This is a genomic window from Streptomyces sp. NPDC007875 (assembly GCF_042868035.1).
Taxonomy (GTDB): Bacteria; Actinomycetota; Actinomycetes; order Streptomycetales; family Streptomycetaceae; genus Streptomyces; species Streptomyces antimycoticus.
In genome coordinates, this window is record NZ_JBIADZ010000011.1 from 73,484 (window position 1) to 99,775 (window position 26,292).

At 72.0% G+C, this 26,292-nt stretch carries 19 protein-coding genes and 1 pseudogene; 12 read left to right on the top strand and 8 right to left on the bottom strand.

Features of this window, described 5'->3' with window-relative positions; genetic code table 11:
• The first annotated feature begins 412 nt into the window (after positions 1–412).
• The 4 genes from ACFYOY_RS23510 (at position 413) to ACFYOY_RS23525 (ending at position 5,453) form a co-directional block, all read left to right on the top strand.
• On the top strand, positions 413–1,198 hold the full coding sequence (locus tag ACFYOY_RS23510) for a VOC family protein (RefSeq protein ID WP_161560347.1): 786 nt from the start codon (positions 413–415) through the stop codon (positions 1,196–1,198).
• A 230-nt stretch (positions 1,199–1,428) separates the two neighbouring features.
• Positions 1,429–4,059: a PQQ-binding-like beta-propeller repeat protein gene (locus ACFYOY_RS23515; protein ID WP_351905498.1), complete on the top strand. Its 2,631-nt coding sequence runs from the start codon at positions 1,429–1,431 to the stop codon at positions 4,057–4,059.
• A 157-nt stretch (positions 4,060–4,216) separates the two neighbouring features.
• Positions 4,217–4,780 carry a hypothetical protein gene (locus ACFYOY_RS23520; RefSeq protein ID WP_351905501.1) on the top strand — a complete coding sequence of 188 codons (564 nt, stop codon included), beginning with the start codon at positions 4,217–4,219 and terminating at the stop codon, positions 4,778–4,780.
• A gap of 121 nt (positions 4,781–4,901) precedes the next feature.
• Positions 4,902–5,453, top strand: a complete 552-nt coding sequence (locus ACFYOY_RS23525) for a hypothetical protein (protein ID WP_388589313.1) — start codon at positions 4,902–4,904, stop codon at positions 5,451–5,453.
• Positions 5,454–5,482: 29 nt separating this feature from the next.
• Here the strand turns inward: ACFYOY_RS23525 and ACFYOY_RS23530 are convergent, their stop codons facing one another.
• The 3 genes from ACFYOY_RS23530 to ACFYOY_RS23540 form a co-directional block, all read right to left on the bottom strand.
• Positions 5,483–6,250 carry an enoyl-CoA hydratase/isomerase family protein gene (locus tag ACFYOY_RS23530; RefSeq protein ID WP_388589316.1) on the bottom strand — a complete coding sequence of 256 codons (768 nt, stop codon included), beginning with the start codon at positions 6,248–6,250 and terminating at the stop codon, positions 5,483–5,485.
• The gene (locus ACFYOY_RS23535) at positions 6,247–6,663 is read right to left on the bottom strand and encodes a Zn-ribbon domain-containing OB-fold protein (protein WP_388589576.1); all 417 of its coding nucleotides are present in this window, start codon (positions 6,661–6,663) and stop codon (positions 6,247–6,249) included. Before ACFYOY_RS23535 ends, ACFYOY_RS23530 begins: the two co-directional genes overlap by 4 nt.
• A gap of 137 nt (positions 6,664–6,800) precedes the next feature.
• Entirely contained in the window at positions 6,801–7,919 is a 1,119-nt protein-coding gene (locus ACFYOY_RS23540; protein ID WP_388589320.1) for a lipid-transfer protein, read from the bottom strand.
• 170 nt (positions 7,920–8,089) lie between these two features.
• On the opposite strand from ACFYOY_RS23540, the gene ACFYOY_RS23545 reads away from it, so the two are divergent.
• Positions 8,090–9,700 carry a FadD3 family acyl-CoA ligase gene (locus ACFYOY_RS23545; protein WP_351905513.1) on the top strand — a complete coding sequence of 537 codons (1,611 nt, stop codon included), beginning with the start codon at positions 8,090–8,092 and terminating at the stop codon, positions 9,698–9,700.
• A 594-nt stretch (positions 9,701–10,294) separates the two neighbouring features.
• On the opposite strand, the gene ACFYOY_RS23550 is transcribed toward ACFYOY_RS23545, so the two are convergent.
• The 3 genes from ACFYOY_RS23550 to ACFYOY_RS23560 form a co-directional block, all read right to left on the bottom strand.
• Positions 10,295–10,657 carry a hypothetical protein gene (locus ACFYOY_RS23550; RefSeq protein WP_351905516.1) on the bottom strand — a complete coding sequence of 121 codons (363 nt, stop codon included), beginning with the start codon at positions 10,655–10,657 and terminating at the stop codon, positions 10,295–10,297.
• Between the two features lie 214 nt (positions 10,658–10,871).
• Positions 10,872–13,796 carry a BTAD domain-containing putative transcriptional regulator gene (locus ACFYOY_RS23555; protein WP_351905519.1) on the bottom strand — a complete coding sequence of 975 codons (2,925 nt, stop codon included), beginning with the start codon at positions 13,794–13,796 and terminating at the stop codon, positions 10,872–10,874.
• Positions 13,797–13,924: 128 nt separating this feature from the next.
• A complete protein-coding gene (locus tag ACFYOY_RS23560) occupies positions 13,925–16,387 on the bottom strand; it encodes a tetratricopeptide repeat protein (RefSeq protein ID WP_351905522.1) in 2,463 nt (820 codons plus the stop codon).
• A 158-nt stretch (positions 16,388–16,545) separates the two neighbouring features.
• Between ACFYOY_RS23560 and ACFYOY_RS23565 the strand changes: the two genes are divergently transcribed.
• On the top strand, positions 16,546–17,772 hold the full coding sequence (locus tag ACFYOY_RS23565; RefSeq protein ID WP_388589325.1) for an amidohydrolase family protein: 1,227 nt from the start codon (positions 16,546–16,548) through the stop codon (positions 17,770–17,772).
• A 140-nt stretch (positions 17,773–17,912) separates the two neighbouring features.
• Here the strand turns inward: ACFYOY_RS23565 and ACFYOY_RS23570 are convergent, their stop codons facing one another.
• Positions 17,913–18,959: an AraC family transcriptional regulator gene (locus tag ACFYOY_RS23570; protein ID WP_351905528.1), complete on the bottom strand. Its 1,047-nt coding sequence runs from the start codon at positions 18,957–18,959 to the stop codon at positions 17,913–17,915.
• A gap of 212 nt (positions 18,960–19,171) precedes the next feature.
• Between ACFYOY_RS23570 and ACFYOY_RS23575 the strand changes: the two genes are divergently transcribed.
• The 5 genes and pseudogenes from ACFYOY_RS23575 to ACFYOY_RS23595 all read left to right on the top strand — a co-directional run bounded on the left by ACFYOY_RS23575 (position 19,172) and on the right by ACFYOY_RS23595 (position 24,757).
• Complete coding sequence (locus tag ACFYOY_RS23575; RefSeq protein WP_351905531.1) at positions 19,172–20,119, top strand: LLM class F420-dependent oxidoreductase; 948 nt, start codon at positions 19,172–19,174, stop codon at positions 20,117–20,119.
• A 10-nt stretch (positions 20,120–20,129) separates the two neighbouring features.
• Complete coding sequence (locus ACFYOY_RS23580; RefSeq protein ID WP_351905534.1) at positions 20,130–20,912, top strand: SDR family NAD(P)-dependent oxidoreductase; 783 nt, start codon at positions 20,130–20,132, stop codon at positions 20,910–20,912.
• A 113-nt stretch (positions 20,913–21,025) separates the two neighbouring features.
• Positions 21,026–22,153: an LLM class flavin-dependent oxidoreductase gene (locus ACFYOY_RS23585; protein WP_351905537.1), complete on the top strand. Its 1,128-nt coding sequence runs from the start codon at positions 21,026–21,028 to the stop codon at positions 22,151–22,153.
• An 83-nt stretch (positions 22,154–22,236) separates the two neighbouring features.
• Positions 22,237–24,009, top strand: a pseudogene (locus ACFYOY_RS23590) (amidohydrolase family protein); the annotation flags it as partial.
• A gap of 4 nt (positions 24,010–24,013) precedes the next feature.
• Positions 24,014–24,757 (top strand): SDR family oxidoreductase, encoded by a 744-nt coding sequence (locus tag ACFYOY_RS23595; protein ID WP_388589330.1) that lies wholly within the window; start codon positions 24,014–24,016, stop codon positions 24,755–24,757.
• Positions 24,758–24,834: 77 nt separating this feature from the next.
• Here the strand turns inward: ACFYOY_RS23595 and ACFYOY_RS23600 are convergent, their stop codons facing one another.
• Positions 24,835–25,485, bottom strand: coding sequence for a TetR/AcrR family transcriptional regulator (locus ACFYOY_RS23600; protein ID WP_388589333.1), 651 nt, complete (start codon positions 25,483–25,485; stop codon positions 24,835–24,837).
• Between the two features lie 87 nt (positions 25,486–25,572).
• On the opposite strand from ACFYOY_RS23600, the gene ACFYOY_RS23605 reads away from it, so the two are divergent.
• Positions 25,573–26,232 (top strand): O-methyltransferase, encoded by a 660-nt coding sequence (locus ACFYOY_RS23605; protein WP_388589336.1) that lies wholly within the window; start codon positions 25,573–25,575, stop codon positions 26,230–26,232.
• The last annotated feature ends 60 nt before the right edge of the window (positions 26,233–26,292 follow it).

Consider the following 26,292-nt stretch of genomic DNA (forward strand, 5'->3'; position numbering starts at 1 on the left):
GCAGGCTGGAATGGCTGATTCCGGCCCCTGTTCGCCGTCGTCAAGCCCTCAATCACCGCTCACCCACACGTGTGAATTGTGTTATCAACAGGCTGTGGATAACAACGGTGGATGACGCGGTCGGATCCGTCTTGGTGCGAAAAGGATTGGCCAAATATTTCGAGTTCCGGGGCGAGCAGACCGGGCGATCCCCCGTTAGCGTGGCAAGTGAGGCAAACGAGCAAAGCGGCTCCAAACCCGCGCCAAGTATCTCCAAACGGGCTGTGCGTAAGCTCCCAGGGCCGAGCCCCAGGGCCGAGCCCCAGGGCCGAGCCCCAGGGCCGAGCCCCAGGGCCGAGCCCCAGGATCGAGCCCCAGGGCCGAGTTCCGATGACCGACTCCGAGGACCGAGGGACGCGAGAGGACCCGGACCATGGCGGCATTCGCGGAAGGCGTGCCCTGCTGGGCGGATGTGCTGCTGTCCGACCTCGCGGCGGGCCGGCGCTTCTACGGTGAGCTGTTCGGCTGGGCCTTTGAGGAGATCGCCACGGACTACGGCTCGTACACCCGTGCCCTCCTCGACGGTAAGGAGGTCGCGGGGCTGGTCCCCAAGCCGGACGGCCGGATGCCCACCGTCTGGAACATCTACTTCGCCGCCCAGGACGCCGCCGCGACCGCCGCCCGGATCCGCGAGGCCGGTGGCCGGGTGATCACCCCGCCGGTGTGGATCGACCGGTTCTGCGTCATGGCGACGGCCGCCGACCCGGGCGGCGCCGTCTTCGGGATCTGGCAGGCGGGCAGCCACACCGGCTTCGGACGGCGCGGCGGGCCCGGCTCGTACGGCTGGACCGAGGTCCACACCCGTCAGCCGCGCGCCGTGGACGCCTTCTACCGGGCGGTCTTCGGGTACGGGATGGAGCCCTCCGCCGAGGGTGCGTCGGCCGACCTGGTCCTGTGGACGCCGCGCGGAGAGCCCCCGGACCCCCGTCACGCGATCGGCGGACGCGTCGTGATCGGCGAGGAGTACCCGGCCGTTCTGCCCGCCCACTTCCTGACGTACTTTGTGGTGGCGGATTGCGATCGGACGCTGCGCACGGCCCACAGGCTGGGCGGGCGAGTTCTCAAGACCGCCGAAGATACGCCGTACGGGCGTTTCGCGGTTCTTGCGGACAATCAGGGCGCGGCCTTCGCCGTCATCGACACCTCGACGGCAGGCTGAACCCCGGCCGGAGAACTGGGCGATACGGGCCTGAGGGCACTTGGATGATCCTCGGTCGAACCGGACGGTCCCCGGCTCCGTATCGCCCGATGACACGACGATTCGCCCCCGGGTTCGCAACCGCCGCCTTCGCCAGAGAGAATGCAGGATGCGTGCCGCCGGTTGGTTTGTCGGTGAGACGCTGCACGGGGCTGTATTTTTTCAAGCCCCCACGGGGAGGTGGCAGGCAAGTGGTGGAGCAGCTGACGCAGCACGATCCGAGGCGGATCGGCCCTTTCGAGGTGCTCGGCCGTCTCGGCGCGGGCGGCATGGGGCTGGTCTATCTGGCCCGCTCGGCATCGGGCCGACGGGTCGCGATCAAGACGGTCCGGACCGAGCTCGCTGAGGACCAGCTGTTCCGTGTCCGGTTCACCCGTGAGGTGGAGGCGGCCCGTGCGGTCAGCGGCTTCTATACGGCCGCCGTCGTGGACGCCGATCCGCGCGCCGCGGTGCCATGGCTGGCCACGGCCTATGTGCCGGCTCCCTCCCTCGAGGAAATCGTCAACGAGTGCGGGCCGATGCCGGCCCAGGCGGTGCGGTGGCTGGCGGCCGGGGTGGCCGAGGCGCTGCAGTCCATCCATGGCGCGGGCCTGGTCCACCGGGATCTGAAGCCGTCCAATGTGCTGGTCGTCGAGGACGGCCCGCGCGTGATCGACTTCGGTATCGCCTCCGGTGTTTCGAACACCCGGCTGACGATGACCAACGTCGCGGTCGGCACCCCCGCCTATATGTCGCCCGAGCAGGCGCGCGACTCACGCAGCGTGACGGGCGCGAGCGACATCTTCTCGCTCGGCTCGACCCTGACCTTCGCGGCCACCGGGCACGCGCCCTTCCACGGCGCCAACCCGGTGGAGACCGTGTTCATGCTGCTGCGCGAGGGCCCCGACCTGACCGGGCTGCCCGACGAGCTGCGGCCGCTCATCGAGTCGTGCATGCAGATGGAGCCGGAGCGGCGGCCGTCCCCGGCCGATCTGCAGTCCCAGCTTGCCCCGCATCTGTTCGCGTCCAACGCCGACGACAGCGGTACGGCCTCGGCCTGGCTGCCGCCCGGCGCCGTCGCGCTCATCGAGCGCAAGCGCAGCGGCCGCAACCAGGTGCGCGGCTCCACCCGGCCCGCGTCCGGAGGCGGCCGTCCCGGGGTCGCCGGGCACGCCGCGAACGACGGCAGCCGGCCGTCCGCGCCGCTTCCGCCGGAGCGTCCGCCCACGCCGCCGCCCTCGTACGCCCCCGCCGCGGGAGGCCCCGCGGAGGGCCATGGCGGGCGGCACGGCGCGGCCGCGGGCGGGCCCGCGGGTGCGGGCGGCTGGGAGCCCGTGGGCGTGGGCGATCCGCGCGGGGGTCTGCGTGCGCCGGAGGCCGCGAGCCCGCCGAGCGCGCTGGGCTCCATCGGGCCCGGGCGGCACGCCGCCCCGTCCGCCGCCGCGCCCGCTCCGGCGCCCGCCGGGGCCGACGGGTCGGTGCGGCTGCCCGGTTCGCAGGTGCCGATCGGCCCGGGGCTCCGGGCCGACCAGGCGCGGGACCCGCAGCACGGCACCGGGCCCGCGACCGGCTGGGTGCGCCCGCCCGCCGGGGTGACCACCGGAGGGCTGAACGGAGGCGACGGCACGGCCGCCGTCCCGCCGCCGACCCACTCCCCGCCGGCCGAGCCGCCCGAGCCGCATGCCGGAGGAGCCGGGCACGGCCGCTGGCGCCCGTGGCGGTTCCGGATGTCCAACGACGTCTGGGGCACCCCGGCGGTGGCGGGCGATCTGCTGTATGTGACCTCGTTCGAGGTGCACGCGCTGGATGTGGCCACCGGTCGGCGCCAGTTCAAGACCCGCGACGTGGCGTGGGCGATGGCCGTGGAGAACGGCCGTATCCACGCCTCCGACGGCCCCACGCTGTACGCGCTGGACGCTGAGGACGGCGCCGAGCGCTGGCGGCTGTCGACCGACGGCTGGGTCTACTCCCTCAAGGTCGACCGCGGCACGGTCGTCACCGGGACGCGCGGCGGTGGCGTCCAGGCGTGGGAGGCGGCCAACGGCGAGCTGCTGTGGGAGATGCAGGGCCTCCAGACCGACTTCGAGACGCCCGAGTCCGGCCCGGCCGTCCACGACGGCACGGTGTATGTGTGGGCGGACGCGCGGCTGCGCGCCCTGGAGGCGCGCACCGGCGCGGAGCGCTGGTCGTATCCGGTGGGCGACGCGGCCTCGTGCGGCGGTGTGCCGCTGCGGCTGCTCGCGGCGCCCGATGGGGTGGTCTACGTCTCGGCGGGGACGCGGGTGCTCGCGCTCGACGCCGCCCGAGGGGATGTGCGGTGGCGTTTCGAGGCGCCCGCCGTCTTCCTGTGCGCCCCCGCGTACGCGCCGGGGCCCGCGGTGACCGGCGGCGGCATCTACATCGCCGACTATCTGGGCACGGTGTACGCGCTGGACGCGACGAACGGCCGCGACCGCTGGCGTATCGCCACCGAGGCCCGGCAGGCGATCGAGCCGGTGCTGGTGGCCGACGGCTCGGTCCATCTGGGCAGCGGCAGCGCGCTCTACACGCTCGACGCGGTCACCGGCACGCCCAAGTGGCGGTTCGCGGCGGGCGGCGAGGTCATCGGCTCGCCGGTGGTCGCCGACGGCCGGGTCCACTTCGGCTCGGCCGACCACTGTCTCTACACGGTGGACGCGGCGGGCGGACAGCTGCGCTGGAAGCTGGCGACCGGCGGCGAGATCACCGGGTCCCCGGTGGCCGCCGGGGGTGTGGTGTACGCGTGCAGCAAGGACCGGTGCGTCTACGCGCTGGACGCGGTCAAGGGCACGGGCCAGTCCCGGCCGTCGGGCGGCCGGGCCTGACCGATCCCCGGGGGCGGCGCGGTGACGCGTCGAGGCGGCTGGTCGCGGGCTGTGTCCCTGACAATTCCTGCTACGGTTGCGGGCGTTCATCGACCTCCTGGGAGCCGGGAGGTCGATGGGTAACTCTCTGCGCGGTCTTCGGGGGACGGGGTCTGTGATGATGCGGCGTGGTCTACGGCTGGCGGCCGTGCTCACCGTGGTGCTGGTGGCGCTGACCGGGTTCAAGGGGCGTGGCCATGGCCACGGGGGTGGCGGAGGCGGCTGTTCCAGCTCCTCCTCGCACCACTCGGGGTCGGGCTCCGGTTCCAGTTCCGGCTCCGGTGGTTACTCGGACTCCGACGACGAGAGCTCCACCACCGGTTCGGGCTCCGGCGGCTCCCGCTACCGCGACTACGACGATGACGACTACGGCGACAGCGCGTCCAGCGGCTCCTCGGGCGGCACCGCGTCGTCCAACGAGCCCCAGGCGACCGTCGTCATCTGCGCGGGCAAGGACAAGAACGGCCGTCCGGCGGCGACCGTGAAGGTGCGCAACCGCTCGGGCGCGGCCGACACCTATCTCGTCGACATGAGCTTCCAGGACCGGGACGGCTCGACCCTGACCTCCGGGCGCGCCGATGTGCGGGTCCCCGCAGGGAAGTCGAGGACCGTACGGGTGCCGCTCGATGATCCCTCGGTGTCGGGAACCGTGGTGCGGTGTGAGGTCGTCTCCGTCCTCTGAGAGCCGGGCCGGGCGCGCGTGTAGGTGACTTTGGGGTAGCAAAAACCCGTTGCTAGGGTGGCGTGCACTTGTCAACCAGCCCTGGCTGGCTTGAATGTGTCTTTTCAACGGGGGTAATGCCATGCAACGCCGCTCCATGCGGATATTCGCCGTCGCCCTGGTCGGGCTCATCGCGCTGACCGGCTGTGGGAAGAAGGGCCGAAGCCACGAGAGCGGCCTCGGCGGGTTCGTCTCGGGCGGGAGCGGCGGCGACAAACCGGCGTCCGGTCCCACCGACCTCCCCACCGACCTGCCCAGCGGAGTCCCCTCCGACCTCGACGTGCCGTCGTACGGGGCCCCCACGCCCTCCTACACCTACTCCGCGCCGCCCACCTACAACTCGGACGGCACGAACGACATCACCGCGACCGGCTGCGACTACGACGAGTCGACCCACTCGTTCCAGTACACCCTCAACCTCAGGAACCCCGAGACGCAGTCCATGCACTACTCGATCACCATCGAGTGGGAAAACCAGAGCGGCGGCAGCCTGCTGGGATCCGACTACAAGTCCGTCACCGTGGCATCCGGCAGCAGCCAGACCCTCAGCGCCACCTCGTACCGCTACCTCACCGAGCAGACCTCCTTCACCTGCAAGGTCACCTCGGCGCTCAAGTACCCGAGCTCCACCTGAGGCCCCGAGCCGATCCGGGGCCGGTGGGCTCACCGCGTACGGAAGCCGGGCGTACGGGCCGCGAAGAGCGCGGCCTGGCGCCCCGGCGGCAGATTGCCCAGGGCGATCAACTGCGGGGCCTGCGCCAGCGCCTGGGCCAGCGCCGCCTCCTTCGCCGCCCATAGCGCCCTTACGGTCCCCTGCACCGCCTCCGTCGGGTACGACGCGATGACCGACGCGGCGCGCACGGCCGCCGTAAGGGCCTCGCCGGCCGGGGCCACCTCGCTGACCAGGCCCGTCTCATACGCCCGCCGGGCCGAGAGTCGCTCCGCCGTCCCCATCAGCGCCATCCGCGCGACCTCGCCCATCGGCATCCGCTGCGCCATATAGACGGCCTCGTAGGCGCTGACCATCCCATAGCTGGTGTGCGGATCGAAGAAGGCCGCCGTCTCGTCGGCGACGATGAACTCGGCCTCGCCCAGCAGATAGAACGCCCCGCCGCACGCCATTCCGGCCACCGCCGCGACCACCGGCTTCCACAGGTCGTTCGCCTTGGGCCCGACGGTGCGCAGCGGATCGTCCATCGCGTAGGGTGACGGCGGCTGCGCGACCTCCACCGAGCGGTCGATGCCGGTGCTGAAGGCCCGGCCGCCCGCGCCAGTGAGGACGACCGCCCGGACCGCGTCATCCTGGCGGAAGCGCCGCCATACGGCCGTCAGTTCGCCGACCGTCTCCAGGTCGATGGCGTTGTGCCGCTCGGGCCGGTCGAGGGTGACGACCGCGACCCCGCTCTCCTCCACCCGCGTGCGGATCGTCATGGCCGCTCCAGCAGCCAGCGCACCACCGTGAGCCCGCCGTCCGTGGCGTGGAAGGCGGCCTTCACGGGCGCGCCGATGCGGATCCGCTCCGGCGGGACCGAGTTCAGCGCGGCGTCCGCGGCGGCGACCAGATTGCCCACCAGCCGGATGCGCGGGGCGTCCGCGAGCTCCACGAGGACGACGTTGTACGGCGCCTGCGCCGCGTAGGCGGGCAACAGCGGGGGATGGGGCAGAACGTACGACCAGATCCGGCCACGGCCGCTCAACTTTTTCCACAGGCAGTCGAAGGACTGGCAGTGGGGGCAGCAGGGCCGCGGCGGGAAGCGCGGTTCACCGCAGCCGGCGCAGCACTGGACGCGCAGTTCGCCGCGCGCCGCGTAGGCGAAGAAGGGCGCCCCGTCCTCGTCGGGCATGGGCGCCAGCAGCCCGTCGGACCTTTCGCTTCCGTCGCTCGCGGCCGTTGTCGTGTCAGCCGTCGTGTCCGTCGTCGTGTCAGCCGTCGTGTCCGTTGTCGTGTCAGCCGTCGTGTCCATCTGTGTCATGGCGTCGGTCAACTCCTCAGCAGCAGGGCCGATGTGGGAACCCCTTCACCCGCCGTGACCAGGCAGGTCGTGGCGCCGGGGACCTGGGCGGTGCCGGTGCCGCGCAGCTGTCTGACCCCCTCGGTGATCAGGTTGAAGCCATGGACGTACGCCTCGCTGAGGCCGCCCCCGCCGGTGTTGAGCGGCAGCCGTCCGCCGATCTCCAGCGCGCCCCCCTCGGTGAAGGCGGCGCCCTCGCCGCGGGCGCAGAAGCCGTAGCCCTCCAGGGAGAGCGGGATCAGCGGGGTGAACGCGTCGTAGATCTGGGCGACATCCACATCCTGCGGCCCGAAGTCGGCGGTTTTCCACAGTCGGCGGGCGGCGGTCCAGGAGGGGCCGGTGAGCGGGTCGTCGTTCCAGTAGTTGACCATCCCGTGGTGCTGGGCGGGCAGCCCCTGGGCGGCGGAGTGCACGTACACGGGCCGTTGCCGGCAGTCGCGCGCCCGCTCGGCCGACACCACCACACAGGCCAGCGCGCCATCGGTCTCCAGGCAGTTGTCGAAGAGGCAGAGGGGTTCGCTGATCCAGCGCGCGGTCATATACATCTCGCGGGTCAGCGGGCGGTCGTACATGATCGCGGCGGGGTTCTGATTGGCCCGGTTGCGGCAGGCCAGCGCCACATTGAAGAAGTGGTCGCGGGTCGCGCCGTACTCATGCATATAGCGCCGGGCCAGCAGCCCGATCTCATCGGCCGGGCGCAGCAGCCCGTACGGCCGGGTCCACTGGGCCGGGGCGGGCAGTTGCACCCGGGTATTGGTCCAGGGGCGCGGCCCGCTGCCGCGTTTGCGCGACCGCCAGGCCACCCCCACGCTCGCCTGTCCGGTGGCGATCGCGGCGGCCAGATGCGCGACGGTCGCACAGGAACCGCCGCCCCCGTAGCCGGCCTTGCTGAAGAAGGTCACATCTCCGGCGCCGATGGCCTTGGCGACCTCGACCTCGTCGGTCTCCTCCATGGTGTACGACGCGAAGGCGTCCACCTCGGACGGGGCGATGCCGGCGTCGTCGAGCGCGGCCAGGATCGCCCGGCAGGCCAGGGTCTTCTCGGATTCGGGGAGGCGTTTGGCGAAGGAGGTCTGCCCGATGCCCACTATCGCCGTCGCGTCCTTCAAGGTCGCCCCCGCCGTTGCCCTTGTCGCCCCCATGGCCGCCTCCGTGGTCGCGTTCACCGGTGCTGACAGCGGGGAAGGCTACCGCTAATCTGACGGGTAGTCAGCTAGTGGGGTCGTCCGTCCCGGGTTCCGGGGAGGGGAGCGGTCCGATGCAACGGATGGCACAGGGGAACACCATCCCGGCCCTGATCCGGGCAGCGGTCGAGCGGTACGGCCCGGCCGAGGCCGTGGTCGAGGGCCGGGCCCGGATCTCGTACGCCGAGCTCGGCGCCCGGATCGAACGCGCCGCGGCCGCGTGCGTCGCCTCGGGCCTCGAACCGGGCGACCGCGCCGCGATCTGGGCGCCCAACACCACCGACTGGATCGTGGCGGCGCTCGGCGTGGTCACCGCGGGCGGAGTGCTGGTCCCGGTCAACACCCGCTTCAAGGGCGCCGAGGCGGCGTATGTGCTGCGCCGCACCCGGGCCTCGCACCTGTTCATCACCGGCACCTTCCTGGGCACCTCGTATGTGGCGTCGCTGCGCCGGGCGGCGGGGGACGGGGCGGGCCACGGCCCCCTGCCGCGCCTGCCCTACCTGCGGGAGGTGGTCGTCCTCGCCGACAACGGCCCGGAGGACTTCCGCACCTGGAAGGACTTCCTGGCGTTGGGCGACGCCGTATCGCCGGAGGAGGTCCGGTCCCGGGCGGAGGCGGTGCGCCCCACGGACCCGTCCGACATCACCTTCACCTCCGGCACCACCGGCCGGCCCAAGGGCGTGGTGACCACGCACTTCCAGACCGTGCGCGTCTTCGACACCTGGAGCGAGATCACGGGGCTGGCGGCGGGCGATCGCTATCTGATCGTGAACCCGTTCTTCCACACCTTCGGCTACAAGGCGGGCATCATCGCCTGTCTGAGCCGCGGCGCCACGATGGTGCCGCAGCCGGTCTTCAGCGTGGAGACCGCCCTGGCCAACATCGCCGCCGAACGCATCACCGTCCTCCCCGGCCCGCCCACCCTCCACCAGTCGCTCCTCGATCACCCGTCCCGCGCCGCGCACGACCTGTCCACGCTGCGCCTGGTCGTCACCGGCGCCGCGGTGGTCCCGCTGGAGCTGGTGGAACGGCTGCGTTCGGAACTCGGGGTCGCGACCGTCCTGACGGCGTACGGTCTTACGGAGGCGTCGGGCACCGTCACGATGTGCCGCCGTGGCGATCCGCCCGAGGTCATCGCGGGCACGGCGGGCCGCGCGATCCCGGACACCGAGGTCAAGATCGCCCAGCCCACCGGACGCGAACTCCCCCCGGGGCTGCCGGGCGAGGTCTGGGTCCGCGGGTACCACATCACCCCCGGCTACTTCGAGGATCCGATCGCCACGTCCCGGACCATCACCCCCGACGGCTGGCTGCGGACCGGCGATGTCGGGGTGATGGACGAGCAGGGCAATCTGCGCATCACCGACCGGATCAAGGACATGTTCATCGTCGGCGGCTTCAACGCCTACCCCGCCGAAATCGAGCAACTCATCGCCCGCCACCCCGATGTGGCCGACGTCGCGGTCGTCGGCATCCCGGACGCGCGCCTGGGTGAGGTGGCCAAGGCGTACGCGGTCCGCCGCCCGGACTCGACGCTGACGGCGGACGACCTGATCGCCTGGTCGCGCCGGGAGATGGCCAACTACAAGGTGCCGCGGCAGGTGGTGTTCCTGGCCGAGCTGCCGCGCAACGCCAGCGGCAAGGTCCTCAAGGCCGAGCTGCGCGCGGGCCGGTCACTCTCGTAAGGCCGTCAGCCGCCACCCGCCCCCGATCTCAGCCGCATCCCGAAACCCCCCGGCCATGGCGGGGTCAAGGCGTGCGCGGCCGGGCATCACCAAAGGGCCGGGCATGTTCGCCCGGCCCCTTCGGTCTTCATAAGTCGTCTTGCCGCGCCTACTGCGGGCTGGTGGGGGCATGGCCCTCGCCCTGCGGGGCCGGGGTGGCAGCAGTGGCGTATTCGCTACTGTCCACGCCGACGATAGGGGTGTGACTATCGCTTGCAGCTGCGAATGCGGCTGTCTGGCTTGTGGCTCCGACCGCGGCACCTATCGCGATAATCAAGGTCGCAATGCCCTTTGTGGCACGAGTCATTCCGGTTCCTCCGATACGGGGGGTGATTATCTATTTTGTACTGCAAATTAACAAAGAGGGGTACGTGTGTTCGGCCATCTGGCCGGAAGTGGTCGAAGCTTGGCGGAAAGGGGGCCCGCCCGTGGTGCGAGGAGCCGCTCGTCCGGAGGCGCCCGCACAGAGGGGCCGACGCCGATGACGTCCCCTCCGCGTCATCGACATCGGCCCCGCGGTTACCTGGTGGATACGAACGACGTTCCGTGGTGCTCCTACTGGGGTGCCGAGGGAGTGTGGCCTTCGCCCTCGGCGCTCAGCTGCGGCGGCGCCGGTGTGTGGCCCTCGTCCATGGTGCTGAGCTGCGGAGGCGCCGGCGTGTGCCCCTCCCCCTGCGTGATCAGCTGCGGCGGCGCCGGTGTGTGGCCCTCGTCCATGGTGCTGAGCTGCGGAGGCGCCGGCGTGTGCCCCTCCCCCTGCGTGATCAGCTGTGGCGGGGCGGGCGTGTGGCCTTCGCCCTGGGTGGTCACCTGCGGCGGCGCCGGCGTGTGGCCCTCGTCCTGAGAAGTGAGGGTCGCCGGGTCGGCCTCCAGTGGCCGGTAGGTGTCGGACTGGGGCTTCTTGTCCGTGCTCGTCACGATCAACTCCATCGGATGCTCTGGTCGGTAGAGGCCCGTTGACACCCGCCCGGCGACTCCCCCGTGGGTCGCCGGACAGGTGTCTCAAAAGGGCCGCCCACCTTACGGTGTGACCTCGCAACCGACCCGTCTGCCCCCCGCGGGGACGGGTCGACCGGTACTAAGACTCCCGGACGGCGATAAACGATTGATGAACGGTCGGCGGGACGCGCGATTATGCCGCGGTCGCGGGGGTCAGAAGCCCCCGGACGTCCTCTGCCTCCGGTGCTCCCAGCCGCTCGTGAATCGACAGCGCCTCACGCCAGCAGGCATCCGCGCGCTCGTTCTGACCGAGCTCCAGCAGCGCCTTGCCGAGCAGCGTCAGCACGATGGCCCGGCGCCACTCACCCCCGATGCCCCGCAGGGCGAGGGCCTGTTCGGCGTGGGTGGCGGCCTCCGCCGGGCGCCCGATGGACAGATGCGCCTCGGCCATCCGCTGGTGGGTCATGCCCTCCCAGAGCGGCTGGCGGTGCTCACGGAAGAGGCCGAGGGCCTCGGTGAGCTGCTCCAGCGCGTGCGTCAGGCTTCCGGACCCGGTCAGGGCGATACCCAGCGCGTACTTACCGTTGGCCAGGCGCAGGGTGCGCCCCAGGCTCCCGTAGATCCGCACGCCCTGCCGGGCCAGGTCCACGGCGCTGTCGATGCGGCCCATCTCCACATACGCACGGGACAGGTTGCACAGCGCGCTGGCCTCGCCGGGCTGGTCGTCCACGGCCCGGTAGGCGTCGATGGCACGGAGGAAATGCCGCTCCGCGTCATCCCAGCGGGTGCGGCTGAGGTGCGCGATGATGCCGCGTTCGGTGAGGGCGCGGCCCATGGTCACGTGGTCCTCGACCGTGGAGCCCAGGGCCAGGGCACGCTCCGCCTCCGCGTCGGCCTCCTCGAGCCGGCCGGTGAGGTTGCGCACCTTGGCGAGGCAGGTGCGGGCCCGGCCCTCGGCCCGGGTGTCGCCGACCGTGTGCGCCGTCTCGCTGACGACGCGGGCGACGGCCTCGTAGCGCGGGGCGTTGGCACCGGATTCGGCCAGGTCCATGGCGGCGAGCAGCAGATCCGCCGCCCGGCCCAGGGTGGTGCCGGAGGCGGCCTGCTGGGCGCAGGCCAGCAGGCAGTCGGCCTCGGTGAACAGCCAGTCCAAGGCGGCGTCCTGATGCGGAAAGACCAGGCCGGGGTGGTCGGCGGGGGCCAGGTGGTCGCCCAACCGGTCGCCCGGCCGCTCCATGGCGTACACCCGCGCCGCCGTGGCGAGGTAGAAGTTCAGCAGCCGGGAGAGCGCCGCCTCGCGTTCCGTGGCCGACTGGTGCCGCTCCGCGCGGTCACGCGCGTAGAGCCGTACGAGGTCGTGGTAGCGGTAGCGGCCGGGCGCCGCGGACTCCAGCAGGGAGGCGTCGACCAGGGACTCCAGGAGCTCCTCGGCGTCGAAGGTGTCCAGCTGCAGGAGGACGGCCGCCGCGGCGAGCGAGATGTCGGGGCCGTCCGCCAGCCCCAGCAGCCGGAACGCCCGGGCCTGCGGCGGCTCCAGTTGGCCGTAGCCCAGCTCGAAGGTGGCCCGTACGGCCAGGTCGCCCGCCCGCAGCTCGTCCAGCCGCCGGCGCTGGTTGGCGAGCTTGCGCGCCAGTGTGGAGACGGTCCAGGTGCGGCGCGAGGCCAGCCGGGAGGCCGCGATCCGGATGGCCAGCGGCAGGAAGCCGCAGGCCGCCACCACGTCCATGGCCGCGTCGCGCTCCGAACTGACCCGCTCCGCGCCCACGATGCGGGTGAAGAGGACCAGCGCCTCCTCGGGGCTCATCACATCCAGATCGACCAGGTGGGCTCCCTCCAGGTCGACCATCCGGGTCCGGCTGGTGATCAGCGCGGCGCAGCCCGGCGTACCGGGCAGCAGCGGCCTGACCTGCGCGGCGTCGCGCGCGTTGTCGAGCAGCGTGAGCACCCGGCGGCCGTCCAGCATCGAGCGGTAGAGCGCGGCGCGCTCGTGGACGCCCTCGGGGATCGCGCTGTCCGGGGTGCCGAGGGCGCGCAGGAAGGCGCCCAGGATCGCGTTGGGCTCCGCGGGCACCGGGCCCGCGCCCTGGAGGTCGACATAGAGCTGGCCGTCGGGGAAGTGGGCGCGGGCCGCGTGGGCGACGTGCACGGCGAGCGTCGTCTTGCCGACCCCACCGATTCCGGCCACGGCTGACACGGCCATGACACGCCCCTCGGCGGTGGCGAGCTCATCGCTCAGCTCCTCGACGAAGGCGACCCGGCCGGTGAAGTCCGCGACCGTCGCGGGCAGCTGGGCCGGGCGTACGAAGCTGGGTCCGGCGTGCGTGCGGTCGTCCACCGGGACCGCCAGCTCGGCATCCGCCTGCAGAATGCGCTGATGCAGCTCGGACAGCTCCGCGCAGGGGTCCACGCCGAGATCCTCGGCGAGCAGCCGCCGGGTGTCGTTGTACACCGCCAGGGCCTCGGCCTGCCGGCCGCTGCGGTAGAGCGCCAGCATGAGCAGCTCGCGCAGCCGCTCCCGGAGCGGATGGGCGGCGGTGAGCGCGGTGAGCTCGGAGACCGCCTCGGTGTGGTGGCCCAGCTCAAGGTCGAGATCGAGCCTGGTCTCGGTGAGCACGAGCTGCCACTCCGACAGGCGGGCGCGCTGGGTCGTGGCGTAGGGCCCCGACAGCCCGGCCAGGGCCTCGCCGTCCCAGAGGTCCAGTGCCCGGCCGATGAGCTCATGGGCGCGCAGCCGGTCGCCCGAGTGCCGGGCCTTCTCCGCCTCCGCCGCCAGGCTCTCGGCCACGTCGATGTCCAGGGCCCCGAGGCCCACTTGGACCGCATAGCCGCCCGATTCGCTGACCAGGATGTCCGAATGCGGGGTGAACGCCTTGCGCAGCCGGGAGGCGTAGGTGCGCAGCGCCGCGATCGCGGCGTCCGGCGGATCGTCGCCCCACAGGGCGTCGACGAGTTCGGGGGCGGTGGCGGTGCGCCCGCCGCGCAGCAACAGAGCAGCGAGCAGGGCTCTTTGCTGCGGTGATCCGGTGCTCAGCTGTTCCTCGCCCCGAAAGGCCCGTACCGGTCCGAGCACGGTGAAGCGCAAGGACTGCTCCTGCGCCCGCTCCTTCTCGCCGGCCATGGTCTCCCCCTGCCTCCGCTCCCAGTTGCACGGGCCAGTTTGCCTTGCCGATACCCCTCACGTCAGTAGGGGCCGGACCTCTCCACAAGGCCCGCCCGACTTCGAGACCTCCGTGTGCCGACGGATCGTCAGTTCCAGGGCCCGCTTTCGGACACCGGGGGGCCGACTCCGAAGGCGTCCCGATGGCCGGGATTCGGATCCGTGGCCGCCGGGAGGTCCGGTGCCGAGGTCGCCAGCAGTTGGCGCACCTCCTCGGGCTCGGGTGAGCCCAGCCGTTCGCGAAGGGTCTGCGCCTGGCTCCAGTACTCCTCGGCCCGGCTTCGCTGCCCGGCCGCCATCAGGGCCTTCGACAAAACGGTGAGAAAGGAGAAGCGCCGCCACTCGCCGCCGAGGCCGCCCAGGGCGAGGGACTGCTCGGCGTGCGCCACCGCCTCGGTGGGGCGATGTGCTGCCAGATGCATTTCGGCCAGCCGGAAATGTGTCATGCCTTCCCACAGCGGCTGACGGGCTTCGCGGAACAGGTCGAGCGCCTCGATGAGGTGAACGGACGCCTCTTCCAGGCGGTGGGCACGCGTCAGCGCGATGCCGAGGGTGTACATCCCGTTGGCGAGCCGTAAGGGGGCGCCGATCCTGCGGTAGATGGCGAGTCCCTGCTCGGCCAGTTCCACCCCGCTCCGGGTGCGGCCCCGGCTCACATGGAGCCGGGAGAGATTGGCCAGGGCGCTGGCCTCACCGGCCTCGTTGGCATCGGCGCGGAACGCGTCGAGGGCCTGTCCGAGGAACCTCTCCGCGTCGTCGTACCGCCCCAGGCCGTTGGTGACGATGCCGAGCTGGTTGGAGGCGCGGCTGGCGATCACCGGATCCTCGCCGTCCAGCTCCAGTGCGAGGCGAAGCTCGCGCTCGGCCTGGGCGTACCGGCCCGTGAAGCTGTACAGATGACCCAGTGCCGAGCGGGCGCGGGCCTCGGTACGGGAGTCCCCGGCGGCGTGGGCCGCGTCGCCGGCCGCCCGCGCCACCGTTTCGTACTGCCGCGGCCGGGCCCCGGACTCGGCGAGGTCCAGCGCGCCCAGCAGCAGATCCCCGGCGCGGCGGCGGGTGGTCTCCCCGGTGCACCTGGGCACGCAGTCGAGCAGGCAGTCGCCCTCCGCGAAGAGCCAGTCCTGGGCGGCCTTCGAGGTCTCGAAGCACAGCCCGGGATGGCCGGTGGGCTCCAGGTGCTCGACCATGCGGTCCCCGGGCCGCTCCATGGCGTACACCCGCGCCGCCGTGGCGAGGTAGAAGTCCAGCAGCCGCGACAGCGCCTCCTCGCGGTCCGCCGCCGCCTGTGACTCCCGCTCGGCGCAGGCCCGTGCGTAGAGCCGTACGAGGTCATGGAAGCGGTAGCGCCCCGGTACGGCGGACTCCAGCAGCGAGATGTCCACGAGGGAGGTGAGGAGCCGGGCGGTCTCCTCGACGTCGAGGCCGAGCACCGCGCCCGCCGCCGGCAGGGAGATGTCCGGGCCGCCGACCAGGCCGAGCAGGCGGAAGGCGCGGGCCTGGGCCGGGTCGAGCTGTCCGTAGCCGAGTCCGAAGGTCGCCTTGACCGCCAGATCCCCGGCCCGCAGCTCGTCCAGCCGCCGGCGCTCGTCGGCGAGTTTGCGGGCGAGAACGGAGACGGTCCAGGTGCGGCGGGAGGCGAGCCGGCAGGCCGCGATGCGGATGGCGAGCGGGAGGTAGGAGCAGGACGCCACCACCTCCATGACCGCCGCGCGCTCGACCATCGCCCGCTCCTCGCCCACGATCAGCGCGAAGAGGGCGAACGCCTCCGTCGGGCTCATCGCGTCCAGGTCGACCAGGTGGGCGCGGTCCAGGTCGGCCATATGGGCGCGGCTGGTGATCAGCGCCACGCACTCCGGTGCGTCCTCGCCCGGGAGCAGCGGCCGGACCTGGGCGGCGTCGCGGGCGTTGTCCAGCAGGACGAGGACCCGGCGGCCCTCGAGACAGGCGCGGTAGAGGGCGGCGCGCTCCTCGGTGCCGTCCGGGATGGCGGCGTCGGGGGTGCCGAGCGAGCGCAGGAAGGCGCCGAGCACGGTTTCGGGGTCGGCGGGGGAGGGGCCCGCACCGCCGAGGTCGATGTAGAGCTGGCCGTCGGGGAAGTGCCGGCGGGCGGTGTGCGCGAGATGGACGGCCAGGGCGGTCTTGCCGATGCCTCCGATACCGGCGATGGCGATGGCGGCCGGGCGGTCGGAGCCGGGCGCGAGCCGGTCGTTCAGCTCCCGTACGAGGTCCTCGCGGCCGGTGAAGTCGGCCACCGTCGCGGGCAGTTGCGCGGGACGGACGGCGGTGGCATCGGCGGCCAGGGGGCGTTGCGGGCGGCCCACGGCGGTGGGCCGGGAGAACGCGGTGGCGGGCCGTGGAGCGGCGTGCGGCCGGAGCTCGGGGACGACATCGGCGTGGTAGCCGCTCTCCCACTCCAGCCCGATCCGCGTCCGGTCGAGGGCGGGGTCCGGGTCCTCGCCGAGGGCGAGGTTCGCCTCGTCACCGCGCCACCGCTGGTCCGGTACGGATCCGGCGGAACCTGTCCGCCGCCCCAGGCGCTCGTCGCCGACCATGGTGCCCCCCGCACACGCTTCCTCGCTGTACGGCCAGTCTGCCGTGCCTGTGGGCCGTACGTCAGTAAAGAGTTCGACGTGTCCGTGGCATCCCCCGAAACCTCGCGGGAGGTGCCCAGTGAGCTGACGATCCGTCAGATCGGCGCTACCGTGCAGTCATGGAGAGCTTCCCGAAGATAATCTCGGTGGACGACCACACGGTTGAGCCCCCTCACGTCTGGCGGGACCGCCTCCCGTCGAAGTACCGTGACACCGGGCCGCGCATCGTCCGGGCGCCGCTGAAGGAGATGACCTTCATCGGCGGCCGGTTCGCCCCGAAGATGGGCGCGCCGGGGGACGACGGGCCGCTCGCGGACTGGTGGGTGTACGAGGAACTGCACCGGCCGCTGACCCGGCTGGACACCGCCGTCGGGTACGACCGGGACGAGGTCAGGCTCGAGGCCATCACCTACGAGCAGATGCGGCCCGGATCCTTCTCGGTGCCGGACCGGCTCGCGGACATGGACGTCAACCACGTCCAGTCGGCGCTCTGCTTCCCGACCTTCCCCCGCTTCTGCGGGCAGACCTTCACCGAGGCCGCCGACCGCGGGCTGGGGCTGCTCGGGGTCCGGGCGTACAACGACTGGATGGTGGAGGAGTGGTGCGGCCCCGAGGCCCGGGGCAGGCTGATTCCGCTGATCATCGTCCCGCTGTGGGACGCCGAGCTGGCCGCCGCCGAAGTGCGGCGGAACGCGGCGCGCGGGGTGCGGGCCGTCTGCTTCTCGGAGATCCCGCCGAACCTGGGGCTGCCGTCGATCCACACCGACGACTGGGACCCCTTCCTCGCCGCGTGCGACGAGACCGGCACGGTCATCGCGATGCACATCGGCTCCTCCTCCCGGATGCCCTCGACCTCCGCGGACGCGCCCCCCGCGGTCGGCTCCACGATCACCTTCGCCAACTGCTGCTTCTCGATGGTCGACTGGCTGATGAGCGGCAAGTTCGAGCGCTTCCCGAACCTCAAGGTGATGTACGCGGAGGGCCAGATCGGCTGGATCCCCTACATCCTCGAGCGCGCCGATGTGGTGTGGGAGGAGAACCGGGGCTGGGGCGGAGTGGCCGACAAGGTGCTGCGCCCGCCGTCCGAGCTGTTCGCGGAGCATGTGTACGGATGCTTCTTCGACGACGCCTTCGGGCTGCGCAACCTCGACGCGATCGGGGTCGGCAACGTGCTGTACGAGACGGACTATCCGCACTCCGACTCCACCTGGCCCAAGTCGCGCGAGGTCGGCGAGGCGCAGATGGGGCATCTGGTGCCGGACGTCGTGGAGCGGATCGTGCGCGGCAACGCGATCGAGCTGCTGGGGCTCACGGCGGACGGGCTCTGGGCGGGGGCGGGGGAGTAGCGCCGGGCCGACACGCCTCGGCGCTGCCTTGGTCACGGAGGAGCAAGAAAGCGGTCACTGCCGGTCAATGACATCCTTCGGTCGCTTCGGCAGGCTGTGGGGCACACCGGCCCTCCCCCTCCCAACGCCGTCACCCACCCCTACGAAGTGACAGGGGCCGTGGGCGGTGCGGAGGGCCGGGAGTCCGTGCGCGCCGGGCGCCGCGGGGTTGCGCCCGGCGCGCGGGACACCCGTGCCAGGTGGCGGTAGTCGCTGGGCGGCATGCCGTACGCGGCGCGGAAGGCGCGGCTGAAGACGGCGGGGTGGGCGAAGCCCCAGCGGGCGGCGAGTTCGTGGATGGGGACGGTGTGCAGGCCCGGGTCGGTGAGGTCGCGCCGGACGCGGTCCAGCCGTTGCTGCCGGATCCATGCGGAGACCGTGGTGTCGCGGGCGCGGAAGAGGCGGTGCAGATAGCCGACGGAGATGTGGTGCGCGGCGGCGATGGTGGCCGGTGACAGCCGCGGGTCGGACAGGTTCCGCTGGATGAAGCTCTGCACCCGTAAGGCCAGGGTGTGCCGGTGGGTCTCGGGCGGCAGGGCGTCGTCGGCCTCGACGGCCTGGGCGAGCAGCGCCGCGGCCAGGTCGATCAGCACGGTTCCCAGCCGCGGGCCGTCGGAGGGGCCGTAGGAGCTACGGTCCGCGGCCAGCCGGGCGAGGAACCCGGTCAGCAGGGCGCCGACGCCCTCGCGCGCCGGGATGGGCCGGGCGAGCAGCCGGTCGATCCGGTCGTGCGGGACCGGGATCAGGGCCTTGGGGATCTCGAGGCCCACGCCTCCGGGAGGGCCGCCGAAGGCCAGACAGTCGAAGGGGCGTGAGGTGTCGACGACGTAGAGCCCCTGCGCGGTGTGCGCGGCCTCCTGGCGGGACTGGGAGACCTGGAGGTTTCCCTCCTGGATGAACGAGAAGTGGTACAGCTCGGGGTCGGACTGCCGGATGAGCTTGGGGGTGCGCCGGAAGTTCATCTCACGGAACTTCGTGGGCCACACGGAGGCGGCGCCGAAGTCGAGGATGCGCACCTCTCCCCGGAAATCACGGGTGTGGTCGCTGCTCATCTCCATCGGCGCCATGAGTTGTGCCATCTGCTCACGCCAGAAGTCGAACCGATCCGCTCTGGGCAGATCCTCGCAGCGGAAGACCGTCTCGATCATCACGTGCCCCTCTGTGTGCCCCTTACTGTGCCCCCCGTGGTGGCCCCTGAGCGGGGCGGCGGGCGATGGGCCCGAGGTCCGAACGTCCGTACGCTAGCAGTGCCTCGCAATGCGGGACGAGACCGCCATACCCCTTGTCTGATGGACCGTCAGATACCACCATGGCCGAGGTCCGATACGACGATGGCGGTCCACCGACGAGGAGGCCCGGCATGCGCGTCCTGCCCCGGGGCCGGTTGAGCTACGGCATGCAATTGCCGGTCCAGTCCCAGTCCACCCTTTACGCCGAGCCGTGGGAGGCGGAGGCCGGCCCGGCCGAGTTGCTCGCGGTCGCCCGCGCCGCCGACCGGCTCGGCTTCGCCTACCTCGCGGTCTGCGACCATGTCGCGATCCCGCGGCGGCTGGCCGCCGCGATGGGCACCGTCTGGTACGACCCGGTGGCCACCCTCGGCTGGCTCGCCGCGGCCACCGAGCGGGTATTGCTGCTCAGCCATGTGGCGGTCGCCGCGCTGCGGCATCCACTGCTGACCGCCAAGCAGTACGCGACGCTCGACCACCTCTCCGGCGGCCGGCTGATCCTCGGGGTCGGGGCCGGGCATGTGCGGGAGGAGTTCGAGGCGCTCGGGGTGGACTTCGCCCGGCGCGGGGCGCTGCTGGACGAGACGGTCGACGCGCTGAAGGCGGCGCTGGGGCCGGAGGAGTTCCCCGACTTCCGTGGGGAGCGGTTTGCCTTCAGCGGTCTGGGGCAGGCCCCGCGCCCCGTCCAGACGCCACGGCCCCCGCTGTGGATCGGCGGCTCCTCGCCCGCGGCGGTGCGCCGGGCGGCGATCCGGGGCGACGGCTGGCTGCCGCAGGGCGATCCACGGGACCGGCTGCCCGGCCAGATCGCCCGGCTGTGCGCGCTGCGGGAAGAGGCGGGGATCGACGAGCCCGCCGAGATCGGCGCGATCACCGAGCCGCTGTACGTGGGCGAGCCCGGCTGGAACGTGGGGCGCCGGACCCTGACCGGCGCGCCGGAGCGGCTGGCCGAGAGCCTGCGCGCCTACGCCGCGATGGGGGTGGACCAGATCCAGGTGCGGTTCCGCTGCCGGGACCACACCGAACTGACCGACCAGATGGCGGCCTTCGCCGCCGATGTCGCTCCGCACCTCGATGACTAGGGAGAACGGAATGGGCAAGCTGGACGGGCGAGTCGTCGTCATCACCGGGGCGGCGCGCGGACAAGGTGAGCAGGAGGCGCGGCTGTTCGTGGCGGAGGGCGCGCGGGTGGTCCTCTGCGACGTGCTGGACGAGCCGGGCGAGGCGCTGGCCAAGGAGCTGGGTGAGAGCGCCCGCTTCGTCCATCTGGACGTGGGCCGGGAGGACGACTGGAACGCCGCCGTCGCGGCCGCCAAGGACACCTTCGGCGCGGTGGACGGCCTGGTCAACAACGCCGGGATCCTCCGCTTCAACGAGCTGGTCAGCACCCCGCTCACCGAGTACCTGGAAGTGGTCCAGGTCAACCAGGTCGGGGCGTTCCTGGGGATGCGGACCCTCGCGCCGGAGCTGACGGCGGCGGGCGGCGGGACGATCGTGAACACCGCCTCGTACGTCGCCCTGTCCGGTATGCCCTTCCTCACCTCGTACGCCGCGACGAAGGCGGCGGTGGTGGGGATGACGCGGGTGGCCGCGATGGAGCTCGCGGACAAGGGCATCCGGGTCAACGCGATCTGCCCGGGCGCGATCGACACCCCCATGACCAACCCGGCCCAGCTCGACCCGGCCGCCGACGCCGCGGAGGCGTCGGCGGCGGTCGACGAGCTCTATCGCAAGCTGGTGCCGCTGGGCCGGATCGGCCGCCCGGAGGAGGTGGCGCGGCTGGCGCTCTTCCTGTCGTCGGAGGACTCGTCGTATGTGACGGGCCAGCCGTTCGTCGTCGACGGCGGCTGGCTGACCGGCGTCTCGGTCTTCTAGGACCCCTCCGGGTCCGGCGCGGCTGCGGCCCTTGACGGTCCCTGTCCGCGGTGCCAGAGTCAATCAAAATCTGACGATGCGTCAGATCGAGTCGTCTGAGGCGGTGAACCTCCATGGAATTCGGACTCTTTGTGCAGGGATACGTCCCCGAAAGCCGACGCCGAACCGACCCCGAGGCCGAGCACCACGCGCTCGTCGAGGAGACCGAGTACGTCATCCAGGCCGACCGGTCCGGCTTCAAGTACGCATGGGCCTCCGAGCACCACTTCCTGGAGGAGTACTCCCACCTCTCCGCGAACGACGTCTACCTCGGCTATCTCGCCCACGCCACCGAGCGCATCCACCTGGGCTCCGGGATCTTCAACCCGCTGCCGCAGGTCAACCACCCGGTCAAGGTCGCCGAGAAGGTCGCGATGCTCGACCACCTCTCCGGCGGCCGGTTCGAGTTCGGCTCGGGCCGGGGCGCGGGCAGCCACGAGATCCTCGGCTTCCTCCCGGGGATCACCGACATGAACGCCACCAAGGAGATCTGGGAAGAGACGATCGCCGAGTTCCCCAAGATGTGGCTGCAGGACGAGTACCAGGGCTTCGCGGGCAAGCACTGGTCGCTGCCGCCGCGCAAGGTGCTGCCCAAGCCGTACGGGGGCTCCCACCCGGCGATGTGGTACGCGGCCGGGTCGCCGCCCTCGTACGCGATGGCCGGCAAGAAGGGCCTCGGCGTGCTCGGCTTCTCCATCCAGAAGGTCTCCGACATGGAGTGGGTTCTCGACTCCTACAAGAACGCGATCAAGGAGGCCGAGCCGGTCGGCGGCTTCGTCAACGACAACGTGATGGTCACCTCCACCGCGATCTGCGCCGAGACCCATGCCAAGGCCGTCGAGATCGCGGTCGGCGGCGGGCTCAACTATCTGCAGTCGCTGCTCTTCCGCTACCACGACACCTTCCCCCGCCCCGAGGGCATTCCGGAGTGGCCCGAGCTGCTGCCGGAGTACACCGAGGAGATCATCGAACTCCTCATCGCCGAGGAGCTGATGATCTGCGGCGACCCGGACGAGGTCTTCCGCCAGTGCAAGCGGTGGGAGCAGGCCGGGGCCGACCAGCTGTCGTTCGGGCTGCCGATCGGGATCGGCTACGAGGACACGATGAACACGGTCAAGCTCATCGGCGAGCACGTCATCCCGAAGATCGACACCGATCCGGTGCACCGCACGACCCGCTTCCGCCACGCCGAGACCCGGTAGCCGCGGACGTGAGAGCCGAGGCCGCGTAGTCGCGGACGCGAGAGCGGAGCCCCAGCAGCCGCGGACGTGCGAGCCGAGACCCAGCAGCCGCAGACGCGAGAAGGGATCCACCCGTGCTCGACCACCTGATCAAGGGCGCCACCGTGGCGGACGGCACCGGCGCGCCCTCCTACGTCGCCGACGTCGGCATCCGGGACGGCCGGATCGTGGCCATCGGCGAGCCCGGGACCGTCACCGAACCGGCGCGGTCCGCCGAGGACGCCACCGGGCTCGTCCTCGCGCCCGGGTTCGTCGACCCGCACACCCACTACGACGCCCAGTTGTTCTGGGATCCGTACGTCACCCCCTCCATGAACCACGGCGTGACCACCGTCGCGGGCGGCAACTGCGGCTTCACCCTCGCCCCGCTCAACCCCGACCGGCCCGGCGACGCCGACTACACCCGGCGGATGATGAGCCGGGTCGAGGGCATGTCGCTGGTGGCGCTGGAGCAGGGCGCGCCCTGGAACTGGCACGGCTTCGGCGAGTACCTGGACGCGCTGGAGGGCCGGATCGCCGTCAATGCGGGCTTCATGGTGGGGCACTGCGCGCTGCGCCGCCATGTGATGGGCGAGGACGCGATCGGCGGACAGCCCACGCCCGCGCAGCTGGAGGAGATGCTGCGACTCTTCCACGAGGCGATGGACGCGGGGGCGTGGGGGCTGTCCACCACCCAGTCCTCGACCCACTCGGACGGGGACGGACAGCCGGTCGCCTCCCGCCATGCCGAACCCGAGGAGCTCCTGGCGCTCTCCCGGGCCGTCGGCGAACACGAGGGCACGCAGATCGAGGCGATCGTGGCGGGCTGTCTCGACCAGTTCGCCGACGAGGAGATCGATCTGCTGGTGGAGATGAGCGCGGCCGCCGGCCGCCCGCTCAACTGGAACGTCCTGACCATCGACGCGGCCGTCCCCGAGCGGGTGCCGCGCCAGCTCCAGGCCAGTGAACGGGCCCGTAAGGCGGGCGGCAGGGTCGTCGCGCTCACCATGCCGATCCTCACCCCCATGAACATGTCGCTCGGCACCTTCTGTGCGCTGAACCTCATCCCGGGCTGGGGCGACATCCTGGGGCTGCCGATCCCGGAGCGGATCGCGAAGCTCCGCGACCCGGACGTACGGGCGGAGATGCTGCGCCGCGCGGGCAGCCCCGAGGCCGGGGTCTTCCGCCGGCTCACCCACTTCGGGCGGTACGTCATCGGCGACACCTACAGCGCGGCCAACGCCGGGCTGACCGGCCGCGTCGTCCGCGACATCGCCGCCGAGCGCGGCGAGGAGGACTTCGCCGCACTGGTGGAGATCTGCGCCGCGGACGAGATGCGTACGGTGCTGTGGCCCATGCCGACCGACAACGACCCGGCCAGCTGGGAGCTGCGCCGGCGCACCTGGGAGCACGAGGACGTCATGCTCGGCGGCTCGGACGCGGGGGCCCATCTGGACCGGATGTGCGGCGCCCCGTACACCACCCGGTTCATCGGCGACTGTCTGCGCGGCCGGAAGCTGGTCGGCCTGGAGCGGGCGGTACGGATGCTGACGGACGATCCGGCACGGCTGCTCGGGCTGCGCGAGCGCGGCCGGATCGCCGAGGGCTACCACGCCGACCTGGTCCTCTTCGACCCCGAGCGGATCGACGCGGGCCGGGCGCGGCTGGTGCACGACCTGCCGGGCGACAGCCCCCGGCTGGACTCGCGGGCGATGGGGATCGTGAGCGTCCGGGTGGGCGGCACCGAGACCATCCGGGACGACGAGATCACCGGCGCGGTGCCGGGACGGGTGCTGCGGTCGGGCCGGGACACGGAGACGGTGAGCACGAGGGGCTGAGCCGATGGCACGCGCGGCCCTGATCACGGGCGCCTCACGCGGTATCGGCCTGGCAGTGGCGAAGGCGCTGATGGCGGACGGTGCGGCGGTCTGCCTCACGGCGCGGGACCCGAAGGAGCTGGCCGAGGCCGTACGCCGCCTCGGCCCGCGCGCCGTCGCCTGCCCCGGGGATGTGGCGGACCCGGCGCACCTGGAGGCGGCGGTGGCCCGCACCATCGGGGAGTTCGACCGCCTCGACATCCTGGTCAACAACGCCGCCACCAACGCCCCGCTCGGCCCGCTGATGACGGTGGACCCGCTCGCCTGGCGCAGGGCCTTCACAGTCAATGTGGAGGCCCCGCTGCGGCTGACCCAGACGGCCTGGCGGGCCTGGATGAGCGACCACGGCGGCGCGGTCGTCAACATCTGCACCGAGGGCACCCACGGCGTCGGCCCGGGCGTCGGCGCCTACGGCACCGCCAAAACCGCCCTCCTCCGCCTCACCCGCCAGCTCGCCGCCGAACTGGCGCCGTCGGTCCGCGTCAACGCCGTCTCCCCGGGCCTGGTCCGCACCGAGATGGCCCGCTTCGTCTGGGAGCCCGGCGAGCGCGAGATCGCCGCGGCGCTCCCGCTGGCCCGGATCGGCGAACCGGACGACGTGGCGCGCGCGGTCCGCTGGCTGGTCTCGGACGAGGCGTCCTGGATCACCGGTGCGGACCTGGTGGTGGACGGCGGCCGCCGGGTCCGCGAGGGGCGGCCCCTGAGCTGACCCGGCAGGGGCCCGCTTTCCGCTTCCTGGGGCTGGGCCGGGCGGCGGACCCTGTTCCTGTGTTCCTGGGCCGGGGGTCAGTCGTTCGACGGTGGGGTCAGTCCGTGGCGGTGGAGGAAGGCGTCCACGAGCCGGTCGGTGAACTCCTGGCCGACGGGTTCGTCGGTCACCAGCACCCGGTAGTAGACGGGGCCCGTGAGCTGGTCGGTCTCGGCCGTCAGGTCCAGGCCGGGCGGCAACTCACCGCGCTCCATGGCCCGTTCCAGCGGGAGGCGGTCGCGGCGGCGCTGGTCGTCGAGGTACCGGGACCGGAAGTCCCGGGCGAAGACCGGATCGTGCTGCGCCTGGGCGACCAGGGCCTTGAAGACGGCGCCGGGGTCGGAGGCGCTGAGGAACCCGGCCAGGTCGCGCAGATAGCTGCGCAGGTCCAGGGCGAGATCACCGCGGTCGCGCACGGGCAGGTCCTCCGCCACATCCTGGAGGAAGGCGTCCATGAGGATGTCGGTCTTGGTGCTCCACCAGCGGTAGACCGTCTGCTTGGCGACCCCGGCCCGGGTGGCGATCCCCTCCATGGTGACGCCCGCGAAACCCTTCTCGGCCAGCAGGTCGTCCGCGGCGTTCAGCACCGCCAGCCGGGCCTGCTCGCTGCGCCCGTGCCGGTTGCCGTGGTGGCGCGGTGCCGGTCGGCCGGTGCCGCTCGTCCCGGCGGTCTGTGTCGCGCGTGCCATCTTGCCTCCCCGAGATCTCAGGATAACCACCCTCCCCGGCTGAGTCTTTTCTAGACAAGACGCAACGTCGCGTCTACTCTGCGACTCATGACAGTCACTCACACGCTTGCCGACCCCCGGGTCGAGACCGCCCTCAGCCGGATGTTCGAGCTGGCCGAGCAGGACGAGACCGCCCAAGCGCAGCTGCCCCCCGGCGCACTGGAATCGTTGGCCCCGCAGGAACTCGCCGACGCCGCGGCCGGGATCTACATGCCGATCTCCGCCGAGGGCGGGAAGCTGCTCTACAACCTGATCCGCGCCATCCGCCCGGCCACGGTGGTCGAGTTCGGCATGTCCTTCGGGATCTCCACGCTCCATCTGGCCGCCGCCGTGCGGGACAACGGCACCGGGCGCGTCATCACCACGGAGCTGAGCAAGGAGAAGATCGCCGCGGCCCGCCGCACCTTCGCCGAGACCGGGCTGGACGACGTGATCACCGTGCTGGAGGGGGACGCCCGGGAGACCCTCGCCGACCTCGATGGTTCCGTGGACCTTCTGCTGCTCGACGGCTGGAAGGACCTGTGCCTGCCCGTGCTGCGGATGCTCGAACCGCGCCTGCGGCCCGGCACGCTCGTCGTTGCCGACGACATCGACCAGTTCGAGGGCCCCATGCGGCCGTATCTCGACTACGTACGCGACCCGGCGAACGGCTACCAGAACGTCTCCTTCCCCATCGAGGACGGCATGGAGATCAGCTGCCGCCTGTGACCCGGGGACCGGCCCGTCGGCCGGTGGGACATCACCGGCCGACCCCGACGACCGCCGGTG

Bases quoted from the DNA above. Each gene is read 5' to 3' on its own strand.
- ACFYOY_RS23510 (WP_161560347.1), top strand. From the start codon at position 413: ATGGCGGCATTCGCGGAAGGCGTGCCCTGCTGGGCGGATGTGCTGCTG.
- ACFYOY_RS23520 (WP_351905501.1), top strand. From the start codon at position 4,217: ATGATGCGGCGTGGTCTACGGCTGGCGGCCGTGCTCACCGTGGTGCTG.
- ACFYOY_RS23525 (WP_388589313.1), top strand. From the start codon at position 4,902: ATGCAACGCCGCTCCATGCGGATATTCGCCGTCGCCCTGGTCGGGCTC.
- ACFYOY_RS23530 (WP_388589316.1), bottom strand. From the start codon at position 6,250: ATGACGATCCGCACGCGGGTGGAGGAGAGCGGGGTCGCGGTCGTCACC.
- ACFYOY_RS23535 (WP_388589576.1), bottom strand. From the start codon at position 6,663: ATGCCCGACGAGGACGGGGCGCCCTTCTTCGCCTACGCGGCGCGCGGC.
- ACFYOY_RS23545 (WP_351905513.1), top strand. From the start codon at position 8,090: ATGCAACGGATGGCACAGGGGAACACCATCCCGGCCCTGATCCGGGCA.
- ACFYOY_RS23555 (WP_351905519.1), bottom strand. From the start codon at position 13,796: ATGGCCGGCGAGAAGGAGCGGGCGCAGGAGCAGTCCTTGCGCTTCACC.
- ACFYOY_RS23560 (WP_351905522.1), bottom strand. From the start codon at position 16,387: ATGGTCGGCGACGAGCGCCTGGGGCGGCGGACAGGTTCCGCCGGATCC.
- ACFYOY_RS23565 (WP_388589325.1), top strand. From the start codon at position 16,546: ATGGAGAGCTTCCCGAAGATAATCTCGGTGGACGACCACACGGTTGAG.
- ACFYOY_RS23570 (WP_351905528.1), bottom strand. From the start codon at position 18,959: ATGATCGAGACGGTCTTCCGCTGCGAGGATCTGCCCAGAGCGGATCGG.
- ACFYOY_RS23575 (WP_351905531.1), top strand. From the start codon at position 19,172: ATGCGCGTCCTGCCCCGGGGCCGGTTGAGCTACGGCATGCAATTGCCG.
- ACFYOY_RS23580 (WP_351905534.1), top strand. From the start codon at position 20,130: ATGGGCAAGCTGGACGGGCGAGTCGTCGTCATCACCGGGGCGGCGCGC.
- ACFYOY_RS23585 (WP_351905537.1), top strand. From the start codon at position 21,026: ATGGAATTCGGACTCTTTGTGCAGGGATACGTCCCCGAAAGCCGACGC.
- ACFYOY_RS23595 (WP_388589330.1), top strand. From the start codon at position 24,014: ATGGCACGCGCGGCCCTGATCACGGGCGCCTCACGCGGTATCGGCCTG.
- ACFYOY_RS23600 (WP_388589333.1), bottom strand. From the start codon at position 25,485: ATGGCACGCGCGACACAGACCGCCGGGACGAGCGGCACCGGCCGACCG.
- ACFYOY_RS23605 (WP_388589336.1), top strand. From the start codon at position 25,573: ATGACAGTCACTCACACGCTTGCCGACCCCCGGGTCGAGACCGCCCTC.